The 13493-nt window shown below is 64.5% G+C and carries 12 protein-coding genes; 8 read left to right on the forward strand and 4 right to left on the reverse strand.

Annotated features, from left to right (window positions below):
- The first annotated feature begins 232 nt into the window (after nt 1–232).
- A complete protein-coding gene (gene glgC / locus AKN83_RS33135; protein WP_050401523.1) occupies nt 233–1501 on the forward strand; it encodes a glucose-1-phosphate adenylyltransferase in 1269 nt (422 codons plus the stop codon).
- The gene (gene glgA / locus AKN83_RS33140; RefSeq protein WP_050401524.1) at nt 1498–2952 is read left to right on the forward strand and encodes a glycogen synthase GlgA; all 1455 of its coding nucleotides are present in this window, start codon (nt 1498–1500) and stop codon (nt 2950–2952) included. The genes glgC and glgA overlap by 4 nt, the downstream gene beginning before the upstream one ends.
- Nucleotides 2953–2959: 7 nt before the next feature.
- Here the strand turns inward: glgA and AKN83_RS33145 are convergent, their stop codons facing one another.
- The 4 genes from AKN83_RS33145 to AKN83_RS33160 form a co-directional block, all read right to left on the reverse strand.
- Nucleotides 2960–3307 carry a hypothetical protein gene (locus AKN83_RS33145; protein ID WP_050401525.1) on the reverse strand — a complete coding sequence of 116 codons (348 nt, stop codon included), beginning with the start codon at nt 3305–3307 and terminating at the stop codon, nt 2960–2962.
- A 150-nt stretch (nt 3308–3457) separates the two neighbouring features.
- Nucleotides 3458–4603, reverse strand: a complete 1146-nt coding sequence (locus AKN83_RS33150; protein ID WP_083992355.1) for a serine hydrolase — start codon at nt 4601–4603, stop codon at nt 3458–3460.
- 530 nt (nt 4604–5133) lie between these two features.
- Nucleotides 5134–5622, reverse strand: coding sequence for a DUF417 family protein (locus AKN83_RS33155; RefSeq protein WP_050401526.1), 489 nt, complete (start codon nt 5620–5622; stop codon nt 5134–5136).
- A gap of 164 nt (nt 5623–5786) precedes the next feature.
- On the reverse strand, nt 5787–6422 hold the full coding sequence (locus AKN83_RS33160; RefSeq protein ID WP_050401527.1) for a TetR/AcrR family transcriptional regulator: 636 nt from the start codon (nt 6420–6422) through the stop codon (nt 5787–5789).
- Between the two features lie 251 nt (nt 6423–6673).
- On the opposite strand from AKN83_RS33160, the gene AKN83_RS33165 reads away from it, so the two are divergent.
- The 6 genes from AKN83_RS33165 to AKN83_RS33190 are packed head-to-tail and all read left to right on the forward strand — an operon-like array spanning nt 6674 to nt 13485.
- On the forward strand, nt 6674–7984 hold the full coding sequence (locus AKN83_RS33165; protein ID WP_244522187.1) for a phytoene desaturase family protein: 1311 nt from the start codon (nt 6674–6676) through the stop codon (nt 7982–7984).
- A 5-nt stretch (nt 7985–7989) separates the two neighbouring features.
- Nucleotides 7990–8844: an ABC transporter ATP-binding protein gene (locus AKN83_RS33170; protein WP_050401528.1), complete on the forward strand. Its 855-nt coding sequence runs from the start codon at nt 7990–7992 to the stop codon at nt 8842–8844.
- On the forward strand, nt 8841–9632 hold the full coding sequence (locus AKN83_RS33175) for an ABC transporter ATP-binding protein (protein WP_050401617.1): 792 nt from the start codon (nt 8841–8843) through the stop codon (nt 9630–9632). The genes AKN83_RS33170 and AKN83_RS33175 overlap by 4 nt, the downstream gene beginning before the upstream one ends.
- Nucleotides 9632–11566, forward strand: a complete 1935-nt coding sequence (locus AKN83_RS33180; protein WP_050401529.1) for an AMP-dependent synthetase/ligase — start codon at nt 9632–9634, stop codon at nt 11564–11566. The genes AKN83_RS33175 and AKN83_RS33180 overlap by 1 nt, the downstream gene beginning before the upstream one ends.
- Nucleotides 11567–12439, forward strand: a complete 873-nt coding sequence (locus AKN83_RS33185; RefSeq protein ID WP_050401530.1) for a branched-chain amino acid ABC transporter permease — start codon at nt 11567–11569, stop codon at nt 12437–12439.
- Nucleotides 12439–13485, forward strand: a complete 1047-nt coding sequence (locus tag AKN83_RS33190) for a branched-chain amino acid ABC transporter permease (RefSeq protein WP_050401531.1) — start codon at nt 12439–12441, stop codon at nt 13483–13485. Before AKN83_RS33185 ends, AKN83_RS33190 begins: the two co-directional genes overlap by 1 nt.
- The last annotated feature ends 8 nt before the right edge of the window (nt 13486–13493 follow it).

The raw sequence follows: 13493 nt of genomic DNA on the forward strand, positions 1-13493 counted from the left end.
CTGGCCTGGGCAGGAAATGCGCAGGCCTGCTCTAGGCCGAAATCGCGCGCCGTCAATAGCCTTAACCCGCCCGCAACCCCGATCTTCACGAGAAGGGGTTGCGGGAACGAAAGTCTGTCATCCCGCTTTGCTCAACCGGGGCGCGCTTGCTACGTTCCAATCGGCCCCGTTGGCGCCGATCAGGCCTTCCGGACGAGAGAAGGCAGCGGGGCCGGCCTGAAGTTCTGGGAGGATGACCGTGAGATCAGTCGGAAATGAACCATTGTCGCGTCACGCCCTCGCTTTCGTGCTGGCCGGCGGACGCGGCAGCAGACTTCAGGAGCTCACCGACAGGCGCGCCAAGCCGGCGGTGTATTTCGGCGGCAAATCCCGCATCATCGATTTCGCGCTTTCCAACGCGGTGAACTCGGGCATCCGCCGCATCGCGGTGGCGACCCAGTACAAGGCGCACAGCCTGATCCGGCATCTGCAGGGCGGCTGGAACTTCTTCCGCCCGGAACGAAACGAGAGCTTCGACATCCTGCCCGCGAGCCAGCGCGTCTCCGAGACGATGTGGTATGTCGGCACGGCGGACGCGGTCTATCAGAACATCGACATCATCGAGGCGCACGGCACCAAGTACATTCTCGTGCTGGCCGGCGACCATGTCTACAAGATGGACTACGAGATCATGCTGAAGCAGCATGTCGAGAGCGGCGCCGATGTCACGGTCGGCTGCCTCGAGATGCCGCGCGCGGAATCCTCCGGCTTCGGCATCATGCATATCGACGAGACCGGCCTGATCCAGTCGTTCCTGGAGAAACCGGCCGATCCGCCGCCGATGCCCGGCAAGCCCGACAAGTCGCTCGCCAGCATGGGCATCTATGTCTTCAACTCGGAATTCCTGTTCGACGAATTGCGCCGCGATGCCGCCGACCCGAACTCGGCGCACGATTTCGGCAAGGACATCATTCCCTACATCGTCAAACACGGCCGCGCGATCGCCCATCAGTTCAACGATTCCTGCGTCCGCTCCGGCGACGATCCGCGCGCCTACTGGCGCGACGCCGGCACCGTCGATGCCTATTGGGGCGCCAACATCGACCTCACCGATGTCGTTCCGGAGCTCGATCTCTATGATCGGTCGTGGCCGATCTGGACCTATGCCGAGATCACTCCGCCCGCCAAGTTCGTTCACGATGAGGAAGGCCGCCGCGGCCAGGCCGTGACCTCGCTGGTCTCGGGCGCCTGCATCATCTCGGGCGCGTCGCTGCGCCGCTCGCTGCTGTTCACCGGCGTCCACGTCAATTCCTACGCCAATGTCGAGAACGCGGTGATCATGCCCTATGTGAATGTCGGCCGCGGCGCACGGCTCAGAAACGTCGTGATCGATCGCGGCGTGCGGATTCCGGAAGGGCTCGTGGTCGGCGAGGATCCCGAGTTCGACGGCAAGCGCTTCCGCACCACCGAGAACGGGATCACGCTGATCACCCAGTCGATGATCGACAGGCTCGAGACATGACGCCCATCCGCGTCCTCGCGGTCGCCTCGGAAGTCTACCCGATCGTCAAGACCGGCGGCCTTGCCGACGTGGTCGGCGCGCTGCCGGCGGCGCTCGGGCAGCACGGCGTCACGCCGCGGACGCTGGTGCCCGGCTATCCGGCCGTGCTGAAGGCACTCGCCGCGTCGGAAACGCTGCTGCACTGGGGCGAGTTCTACGGCGGGCCGATCCGCCTGATCGGCGGCTCGCATGGCGGCATCGATCTTCTCGCTCTCGACGCGCCGCATCTCTATGCGCGCCCCGGCAATCCCTATCTCGCTCCCGACGGACGCGACTGGCCCGACAACGGCATCCGCTTCGCGGCGCTGTCGCGGATGGCGGCCGAAATCGGCCGGGGTGCAATCGAGAGCTTCGTGCCCGACATCGTGCATGCGCATGATTGGCAAGCCGGACTCGCGCCGGCCTATCTGCATTATGGCGGCCAAAAGCGGCCGGGCACGGTGATGACCGTGCACAACCTCGCTTATCAGGGGCAATTCCCGCCGGACATGCTGGCGACGTTCGGCCTGCCCGGTGAGGCATATTCGCTGCACGGCGTTGAATATTACGGCACCATCAGTTTGCTGAAGGCCGGCCTGCAATTCGCCGACCGCATCACCACGGTGTCGCCGACCTATGCGCAGGAGATCCAGACCGATGAGGGCGGCATGGGGCTCGGCGGCCTGCTCCGCGAGCGCGCCGACGTGCTCAGCGGCATCCTCAACGGCATCGACATCGATGTGTGGAATCCGGCCACCGATCCCGACATCGCCGCGCGCTTCAGCACCGAGCAGATGGCCGGGCGCGCAGCCAACAAGGCGGCGCTGCAGCGACGCTTCGCCCTCGATCCGGCGCCGGATGCGATGCTGCTCGGCGTCATCAGCCGACTGTCGTGGCAGAAGGGCCTCGACCTGCTGCTGGAGAACATTCCGACATTGCTCGGCGAAGGCATTCAACTCGCGCTGCTCGGCAGCGGCGATCGCGACCTGCAGGATCGCTACGCCGCGCTGGCGCGCGACAATCCGGGGCGGATCGCGGTCGTGATCGGCTATGACGAGGCACTGGCGCATCTGATCCAGGCAGGCTCTGATGCGCTTGCGGTGCCGTCGCGGTTCGAGCCGTGCGGCCTCACCCAGCTCTGCGCGCTGCGCTACGGCGCGGTCCCGATCGTTGCCAATGTCGGCGGCCTTGCCGACACCGTGCTGGCCTTCGACGAAGCCGCGATCACAGGCAGCGCCGCAACCGGCGTCAAATTCGCGCCCGTGACCTCGGAGGCGCTCGCCCACGGCCTGCGCACGGCGAACCTGCTGTTCAACGACAAGGTGACCTGGCGCCGGCTGCAACAGGCCGGCATGGCCACCGATGTCTCCTGGCACAATCGCGCCGGCCGCTACGCTGCGCTCTACCGCGAGCTCGCCGCGGCGCGGGGATGAAGCGCGATCAATTCAACAGATCGCAGGACGCGATGCGGTTGATATCGGCCAGGCGCCGGTCGGGACTGCCCTTGAGATCGAGGCTCGCAACGAGATCGAGCAGCCGGCCATAGGCACGGTCGGCGACCGCGACGGGCAGCGGCTCCTCGTCGAAGATTTCGACGTAATTGCCGACGAGACCGCTCAGCAGCCGGCAAACGCCGCGTTGCTCCGGGTCGTTCTTGCCCAGGGTCTCGAGTTTTTGCTGGAAGGTCCTGAAGGTTCGCAAGCCGTGCGGCTGTCGCGAAAGCCAAGCGTGAAGATCAGGAGCGTGTAGATCAGGAGCGTGCAAATCGGGATTATGTAAATCAGTCATATCGGCCTCTTCAAGCAGGAGAAGAAGCTACCGGCTTATACAGCCGATCTCGGTTCCGCGCCATGACAGTTTTTGCATGCACCCCCTGCCCGGCCGCGGAGGCCGTGTCATCGGATTGGTACGCAGCCTCGCTAGGCTATTCTGGTTTGGTTAGAGCCGCGCGAGTGCCGGCAGAATCCTGTAGCGCGCGATCTCGTGCGGATAGTCGCCGCGATTGGCGAGCAGCACGATGCCGAACCGGCGCGCCAGCACCAGGCCGATATAGGCCGAGGCATTGTTGAGACCGCCGGGCTTGTCGATGACGGTGACGCCGTCCAGCCGCACATGCTCCCACGCCATCGCCTGCCCAAACTCCGCATCGACACGAAAACTCTCGCGCATGGTCATCTGCAATGCCGCGCGCAGTTGCGGATCGATTACCGCGCCGTCGAGACAGGCGCGCAGCAAGATGCCGAGATCGCGCGCCGACGAGAACATTTGGCCGGTGCCGGGAAAATCGTAATAGCTCTGCTGATTGCCGGGTGGACCGATCGCCGTGCCGTCGTGGGCGTAGCCCTGAACCATGCGCTGCATGATCTCCGGCGGCATCGCCGCGCGATTGTCCTCGTCGCGGTCCGGAACGAAGGTCGAGGTCATGCCGAGCGGCTTGAGGATGCGACTCTCGATCAATGTCGCGATCGGCATGCGATAGCGCTGTTCCAGCACCAGCTGCAGCAGGACATAGCCGGCATGGCTGTAGACGCGCTGCTTGCCCGGCTGCTGCCCTTTCTGGGGCGTCCAGGCATTGAGCATCGCGATGAACTGATCGCGGCTGAAGCTCTCGTTCGGCCAGGGCGGATGATCGGTCGGCAGCAGCAGCCCCGATGTATGGTTGACGAGCTCGCCGATGGTGACGCGGCCGACATAGCCGGCGTGCAACTCGGGCAGATACTTGCCGACGGGATCGTCCAGCCGCAATTCGCCGCGCTCGGTGCCGAGTGCGACCAGTGTCGCCTCGAACAGCTTGCGCAGCGAGGCGAGGTTGAACAGCGTGTCGGAGGTGACCGGCCGCTTTGCCGCTGCGTCAGCGAAGCCGTAGTTGAAGAAGGCGACCCGACCACCAGCATAGACCGCCGCGGCCAGGCCACCCGGATCGACCGCGGTTGCGGTCGGCGCCAATTCCGTCGTGACGATGTCCCTGATCTGCGCATCCATGTCGGAATCAGCCCGCGCTGCCGTCAGCACGCTGGCGGCAACGGCAAGCAGGACAGCCGCGATCCGGGCGAAGAGCCATTGTCTGAAAGTCCAGTGTTTCATGAAGAACGAATCGGGACACCGTTTTGAAGTGACCGGCAGGAGAAGCTGTTCAGCCATCGAGAGATGGCGACACCGTGATCCTGCCGGGTGCAATTCACGCGCCCGAGTTCACGATCGTGCGTGTTTCACCGTTACCCGTTCCGTCCGGGAAGGGGCGGCCCGATCGCTGTTCCGGCGGTCACTGCCGGAAACCGCGATCGCGACCGCCCTCCCACTCCAGCCACGGCGCGGGAACTGCAATGGAACTAAGAAATGCGGTGCATTTGAAAATGCGGGGAGCGTGCCGCGACGGAGAGGCAATACCAACGCTTACCGCTCTCGCCGCCGATATATCTGGTCTCGCCACATTCCGCTCCCGATCGGGGACGGTTTCTTACTAGCAACAATTCGTCAATCAACGGTTGAGTAGGCCCATCAGGTTCGATTTACACGACACGGCTGCGTGTGACGAATTGTCCTGTTCCAGATGCCCGATACAAGCGATGCGCGGTTAGGCGTGGATTAACCATCGATCACACCACGTGTGAGACTTATGTCGCGCGCGACCCGACGATCGACCGCGGCAACGACGCGAGCAGCAGCACCAGGCAGACACAGAGCAGCACGATGTCCTTGAACAGGAACTCGCCAGCCAGATTCCAGGCCATCGGGTCGGTCGACAGGCTCCATTTCACCACACCCGGTGTCGTGAAGAAGAACGACCAAGTCACTGCAAAGGTGATCACGCCCATCAAGGCGCCGATCGCAGACAGGATCGGGCTGAACGCGCCGGCGGCAAGCAGCACGGCAATGCCGAACTCCGTGACGCCGAGCACATAAGCCTCGCCGCGAAGGCCGAACACCGACAGCCACGAGACGAACGGGCTGTTGCTGATGAATTGCACGATGCCTTGCGCCGACTGCAGCGTGAACTTCTGCATGCCGAACGACACGAAGATCACCACCATGACCCAGCGCAGGATCGCAAGCAAACGATAAGACCCCTCGCCGTGTTCGGCGATTTTGAACGACAGATCCATGCGGATGTTTCTTTCCTTGCTACGGTGCCACCATCGGCCGCGGCTGCGGCGCTCTTGGCAGGACTACGCAGCCTGCCTCCAGGCGCGTTACGCACGGGACCGGCAGCAGCCTTCACAAGAATGTGCGGACGGGGTGAAGGGCGGTCGCCGCCGCGGCGACGGCCTCACGCGCGCTGGCGCAGCGGCCGCGCGGCATCCTTTGCCGGCACAGGCATCGTGAAGCCGTACAGGAACAGGTCCACCACCATGTCGGCGAACTCGCCGGGGTCGACGCCGCCCTTCGGATCGTACCAAGTGTGGCTGAAGTTCAGGATGCCGAACAGCATCATGCTGTAGATCTTCTTGGTTCGCTTGACGATCTTGCCTTCCTTGTCGAGCTTGACCAGGAGGTCCGAGACCGTGTCGACCAGCTGACGCTCCAGCGCCTTGATCGCATCCTGCTCGGTCTCGCCGAGGAACGAGAGGTCGTTGAGGATGACGCGCTGCTCGTCGCTCGAGCGCGCATTGAGCGCGACGATGGCCTGGATCGCGGCGCGGAACTGCTCCAGCGTCGCCGTCTTGCCGGCCATCGCGGCCTCGACGTCGGCGATCATCTCGCGGATATGTGCATCGAGGATCGCGAACAGGATCGCTTCCTTGGAGTCGAAATAATGATACAGCGCGCCGCGCGACAGCTTGCAGGCATCCGCAAGGTCGGCGATCGAGGCGCGCATGTAGCCCTGCCGTGCGAACAGGCCGCAGGCGGTGGTGAGGATGCCCCGCTGGATCTCGTCGTAATTTTCTGAGCGCGTCCGCGCCATTCCATTCTCTCTTGTGCACCTTCGGGGCCGCCGGAATCGGACGGCGCCCGTCTCTCTATACTATTGCAGCTCCACGCCCTCCTCCCCTTTGCGGGCACCATCCACCAGAAGTGATCGAGTAAGCCACGCCGGTTCATTGACCTGCGTCAAAAAATAATTTGAACGACCGGTCGGATTATATTAGAGTGCCCGCTATCAAGCAAGCGGATTGCACGCCGGGACCAACCCGGCGGCATCGAGGGAGGCTGCCCGTGGATTCTCAGAAGGTCGATGCTGTCGTGATCGGAGCCGGGGCCGGCGGGCTGTGCGCCGCGGCGCGTCTCGCCCATGGCGGGCTGCATACCCTCGTCGTCGACGACAAGGATCGGCTCGGCGGACGCGCCTCGACCGAGGAGATCGACGGCTTCAAGGTCAATATTGGCGCGATCGCAATCGAGTTCGGCGGCGTGTTCGAGGAAACCTTCCACACCGTCGGCGCCCAGCTCGATATCCGCGCGCCGGAGCCTGCGAGCTCGTTCTTCATCGACGGCAAGGTGATCGATGTCGGCCGCGGCGGCTGGTCGCTGCTGCTCGGGCAGCTGACCAAGCAAGCCTCGCGCATCCTGGAGAAATTCGCCGATGCCCGCTCCGGCAACCTGCCCCACGGGCGGCAATCGACCGAGGACTGGCTGAAGGGCTACACCAGCAACGCCACCGTGCACGCGCTGTTCCGCAATCTCTGCGCGGCGATCTTCGCCTGCAACGCCGCCGAGCTGCCGGCCCGCGCCTTCCTCACCTACTTCACCAGCAAGGGCGCCTTCAAGAAGTTCGGCTTCTGCCCGCAAGGCACGATCGGCGTCTGGAACAGTCTTGGGAGCGCGATCCGGCGCAATGGCGACATCTGGCTGGGCACGCCGGCGACCACGATCCACACCGCCAACGGCCGCGTCGAAGGCGTCACCGTGCTGCGCAACGGCGAAAAGACGCGGATCGACACCGATCTCGTGATCAGCAATGCGGGGCCGAAGGCCACCGTCGCGCTGGCCGGCAGCGAGGCATTTCCGGCTGATTACATCGCGAAGGTCAAGAACGACCTTCGCCCGGCCGCCAATATCGTCATCAACGTCGCGAGCCGCGAGCCGCTGATCAACCATCCCGGCATCGTCACCTTCGGCAAGACGCGCCGGCTCTGCAACATGGCGAACCTTTCCGCGACCTGCCCCGAACTGGCGCCGCCCGGCTGGCACCTCTACGTCGCATATGCCGTGCCGGTGCCGGCGCTCGGGGATTTCGACGCCGATACCGAAGTCGCGCTCGCGCTCGAAGATCTTCGCGAGCAGTTCGGTAATTTCGACCAGGCAAGAATCCTGTCGATCCGGGTGATGCGCGACGATTGGCCGGCGCAACGCAGCTGTGCCGGTTACGACCTGCCGCGCGAGACCGGCATCGAAGGCCTGTGGTGCGTCGGCGATGCGGTGAAGCAATACGGCAATGGCGGCACCCAGGCTTGCGCCGAGACCGCCAAGATCGTGACCGATGCGATCTTCGCCGCGCGGCCGCGTCGATCAGCCGGCCGGGTCTGAGCACGATGCCGACGACCATCCCGCATCCGATGCCGCAGGCAGCGCCCCACGCCGTGCCGGCGCCGGATGCCTTGCTCGAATTCCGCAACATCCGGATCGTCTACGACAACGCGATCGAGGCGATCCGCGATGTCTCGATCGCAGTGCCCGAGGGCAACATCGTCGCCCTGCTCGGCTCCAACGGTGCCGGCAAGTCGACACTGCTGAAAGCGATGTCCGGAATCCTCTACACCGAGGAAGGCGTGATCGAGAACGGCAGCATCCGCTTCCGCCACGACGAGGTGCATCGACTCGCGCCAGACGAGCTGGTCCGCCGCGGCATCGTGCAGGTGCCGGAGGGCCGCCGCGTGTTCGCCGCGCTGACCATCGACGAAAACCTGCAGATGGGCGGCTACATCAGGACCGGCGCCGAAGCGCGCGAGCGCCGCGACAAGGTGTTTGCGCTGTTTCCGCGGCTCTACGAGCGGCGCGACCAGATCGCCGGCTATATGTCCGGCGGCGAGCAGCAGATGCTCGCGATCGGCCGCGCGCTGATGACCGATCCGGCGTTGCTGGCGCTCGACGAGCCCTCGCTCGGCCTCGCGCCGCTGATCATCGACCGCATCTATGAGGTGATCGTCCGGTTGCGCGACGAGCTGAAGATGACGGTGCTCTTGGTCGAACAGAACGCGCAGCGCGCGCTCGACATCGCCGACTACGGCTACATCCTGGAGACCGGCCGCGTCGTGCTCGACGGTACGGCAAAGAAGCTCACCGCCAATGAGGATGTCCAGGAGTTCTATCTCGGCGTCTCCTCCACTGGCCGTAAGAGCCTGCGCGACGTCAAGCACTACAAGCGCCGCAAGCGGTGGCTGTCGTGACGACGCTGCTTACAGTCGAGAACCTGTCAAAACGCTTCGGCGGCCTGCACGCAGTCGCCGATGTCAGCCTGCGTGTCGCACCCGGCGAGATCTGCAGCGTCATCGGCCCGAACGGCGCTGGGAAGACCACGCTGTTCAACATGATTTCAGGCGTGCTGCGGCCGAGCGGCGGCCGCATCAGGTTCGACGGCATCGACCTTGCGACCATATCGCCATGGAAGTTCGCCGCCGTCGGGATCGGCCGCACCTTCCAGAATCTGGCGCTGTTCAAGCACGGCACCGTGGTCGAGAACATCCTGACCGGACGCCACACCCATCTGCGCTCGACCGTACTCGACGCCGTGGTGTTCTTCGGCCGCACCCGCAAGGAGGAGATCGCGGCCCGGCAGCGCGTCGAGCACATCATCGAGTTCCTCGAGATCGAGCATGTCAGGGACGCCGTGGTCGGCACGCTGTCTTACGGCCAGCAGAAGCGCGTCGAACTTGCCCGCGCGCTCGCCTGCGAGCCGAAACTGCTGCTGCTCGACGAGATGGTTTCCGGCATGAACCAGGAGGAGACCGAGGACATCGCGCGCTTCGTGCTCGATATCCGCGACGAGCTCGGCATCACCGTCGTGATGATCGAGCACGAGATGCGCATCGTGATGGACATCTCCGACCGCATCCATGTGCTCAATTTCGGCCGCAAGATCGCCGAGGGCACGCCCGACGAAATCAGGCGCGATCCGGCCGTCGCGGACGCCTATCTCGGCGGCCAGCGCGCCGAAGCGATGAAGGCGGGCGCCTGATGTCGACGATGGACAGCCTGCGCACCACCCATCCGCCGCTGCAAGCCAGCGCCCCGCGCATCGCAACCGTGGCAGGAGCCGATGCGCTGCGGACGGCGCTTGCAGATGCCGCCATCACCATCCCGCAATTGCTGCGGCAGCGTGCCGCCATGCATGGCGATGCGCTGGCGCTGCGGGAGAAGGATTACGGCATCTGGAATCCCTATTCCTGGCAGCACTATTACGAGACCGCGCGCGCGGTCGCGCTCGGCCTGCTCTCGCTCGGCATCAAGTCCGGCGACCGTGTCGCGATCGCCGGTGAGAACACGCCGGAATGGTTTTATGCCGATCTCGGCGCCCAAATGATCGGCGCGGTCGCGGTCGGCATCTATCCGACCAATCCCTGGGTCGAGCTGCAATATATAGTCAAGCACTCGGGTGCCCGTATCGTCGTTACCGGCGATCAGGAGCAGACCGACAAGGTGCTCGATGCGATGGCCAATAATGGCGGCCTGCCGGACCTCGAGGCCATCGTCTGCATCGACATGAAGGGCCTGCGGCACTACCGGCAATCGGAACTGATGTCGTTCGACGCACTGTGCGAACGCGGCAAGGCCTACGCCGAGGCGAACCCGGAGGCCAATGTCACTCTCGACCGCCTGATCGGCCAGGGCGCGCCCGACGATGTCTGCATCCTCGTCTACACCTCCGGCACGACGGGCCCGCCCAAGGGCGCGATGCTGACCCACCGCAATCTCGTCTACGCCGCCTATGCCTACGCCAAGACCGTCGGGATCGCTGACAAGCCGTTCGAGGCGGTCAGCTATCTGCCGCTGTGCCACGTCGCCGAGCGCTGCTACGGCACGGTGACGCATCTGGTGCTCGGCGGCACCGTGTCCTTTGCCGAGTCGATCGATACGGTCGCGATCAACATCCGCGAGATCGCGCCGACCTTCTTCGTCGGCGTGCCCCGCATCTACGAGAAGCTGCAACAGGGCTTTCTGTTTCGCCTTGGCGAAAGCGGCCGGCTGCGGCAGGGCTTCACCAAGGCCTGCCTCGCCTGGGGCCGCACGCTGTCCGATCGCCGGCAGGCCGGCAAGGCCAATATGCTCGATCGTGCCGCTTACGGGCTGCTTTATCTCCTGATGTTCCGTAATCTGCAGCGCCATCTCGGCTTTGCTTATAGCCGGCACCGGCTGTGCGCCGGCGCTTCGATCTCGCCGGAGACGTTGCGCTTCTTCGACATCATCGGCCGCCCGGTATCGCAGGGCTATGGCCTCACCGAAAGCGGCGGCGTCGCCTTCATCCAAACCGAGAGCCACCATAGGATCGGCGGCTGCGGCGTGCCGCTGCCGCAGACCGAGTGGAAGTGCGAGGCCGACGGCGAAATTCTGCTGCGCAACCCCGGCGTCTTCAAAGGGTACTTCCTCGACGAGAAGGCGTCGACAGCCTCGCTGGAACAAGGCGGCTGGCTGCGCACCGGCGACATCATCGACATCCTCGACAACGGCGAGATCGCCGTGGTCGACCGCAAGAAGGCTATCATCATCACCGCCGGCGGCAAGAACATCGCCCCGTCCGAGATCGAAAACGCGCTGAAGGATTCCGAATTCATCAAGGAAGCGATCGTGGTCGGCGAGGCCAAGAAGTATCTCGGCGCCATCGTCCAGGTCGACTACGAGAATGTCGGCCGCTGGGCCCGCGATCGGGCGCTGGCCTACACCAACTACAAGTCGCTGTCGCAGCTGCCTGAAGTGCACGAGCTGGTCGAGCGCATCGTGGGCGAGACCAACAAGCGCTTCGCCCGGGTCGAGAACATCCGGCGCTTCGCCATCCTCGAGAAGGAGCTTGACCATGACGATGGCGAGCTCACCGCCACACAGAAGGTGCGCCGCGCCATGATCGAGAAGAAGTTCGCGCGCGAGCTTGCCATCATCTACCAGGCGGAGGGTTGAATGCAGTATCTCATCCAGCTGCTGATCTCCGGACTCGCGATCGGCGCGATCTACGGCCTGATCGCGATGGGCTTTGCGGTGATCTACAAGTCGACCGGGCTGGTCAATTTCGCGCAGGGCGAGATGACCATGATCACGGCCTATATCGCCTGGACGATCTCGACCACGGTCAGCGGCAATGTTTTCATCGTCGCAATCGGCGCGATCCTGGCTGCGGTCGTCCTCGGCCTCGTCATCGAGCGGCTGGTGATGCGGCCGATGCTGGGCGAGCCGGTGTTCGCGACCGTGATGGTCACGATCGGGCTTGCTGTGATCCTGCGCTCGGCGATCAATTTCGTCTGGGACGCCTATCCGCACGCACTCGACATCGGCATGGGCCGCGGCATCGTCCACCTCGGCGGCATCGGGCTGCGCACCGGGCAAATCGCCGTCATCGTCACGCTGCTGGCGCTGCTTGCTGCGATCTGGGCGTTCTTCCGCTACAGCAAGGTCGGCGTCGCGATGCGCGCGGTCGCGTCCGACGATCGCACCGCGCTGTTGATGGGCATCAGCGCCACAAAGGTCCATGCGCTGGCCTGGGCGGCGTCGTCGGTGATCGCCGGCATCGGCGGCGTGTTCTTCGCGCTGTCCTATGACCTGTCGCCAGCGATGTTCCAGCTCGGGCTGAAGGCGTTTCCGGCCACGATCCTCGGCGGGCTCGATGCCGTGCTCGGCTCCGGCCTCGGCGGCCTCCTGATCGGCATCACCGAAAGCCTCGCCGGTGGTTATCTCAGCTCCGGAATGAAGGAGGTGGCGGGCTTCGCCATGATCATCGTCGTCCTGATGGTCCGCCCGTTCGGCATTTTCGGCGAGCGCGACATCGAGAGGGTGTGATGCGGACCGGTGATTACAAGCAAACCTATGGCGAACTCGTCGCGCTGATCGACTCTCCGCCAGTGTGGCTCTGGTCGGCCGTGCTGCTGCTGGCACTGATCGCAGCGCCCTATCTACTGAACTCTTACGCGTTGTCGTTCCTGATGATCATCCTGATCACGACGACCGGCGCGCTCGGGCTCAACATCCTGACCGGCTACACCGGCCTCATTTCGCTCGGCCATGTCGGCTTCCTCGTCACCGGCGCCTATGCCTACGCGGTGCTGGTCTCGAAGTACCACATGCCACCACTGGTCGGCTTCCTCGGCGCCGGCGTGGTGCCGGCGCTGGCGAGCCTGATCGTCGGCGCGCCATCGCTGCGGCTCAAGGGGCTCTATCTCGCCATCACCACGCTCGCCTTCTCGTTCATCATCAACACCGTGATCCTCGAGATGCGCTGGCTGACCAACGGCGCCCGGGGCATTCAGGTGCAGCGGCCGGAGATCCTCGGCATCAGCTTCGACAGCGACGCGGCTTTTACCTATCTCTGCCTGGTCGTCGCGGCGCTCACGCTGTTCGCCACCCTCAACATCCGCCGCAGCCGGGTCGGTCGCGCCTTCGTCGCGATCCGCGACAACGACACCGCGGCCCGCGTGATGGGAATCAACCTGCACGCCTACAAGCTGTACGCCTTCGTTACCTCGGCCTTCATCACCGGCATCGCCGGCGCGCTCTACGGCATCTATCTGTCCTTCGTCAGCGTCGAAGGCTTTCCGTTCCTGCTCTCGATCGAGGCGCTGGCGATCCTGATCGTCGGCGGCCTCGGCTCGGCGCTCGGCGCCGTGCTCGGCACCATCCTGATCGTGCTGCTGCCGGAGGCGACACGGGTCGCCTTCAGCCTGTTCAGCGCCCAGATGGACGCGACCTTCACGACCGGGGCGCAGGAGCTGAAGAGCATGCTCTACGGCCTCGTCATCATCCTGTTCCTGCGCTTCCAGCCCCGCGGACTGGTCGGCGCCTGGCACGACATCAAGCGGGCCTGGGTGCACTGGCCGCTGCGCTACTAACCAAAAAA

This window comes from Bradyrhizobium embrapense (assembly GCF_001189235.2).
GTDB lineage: Bacteria > Pseudomonadota > Alphaproteobacteria > Rhizobiales > Xanthobacteraceae > Bradyrhizobium > Bradyrhizobium embrapense.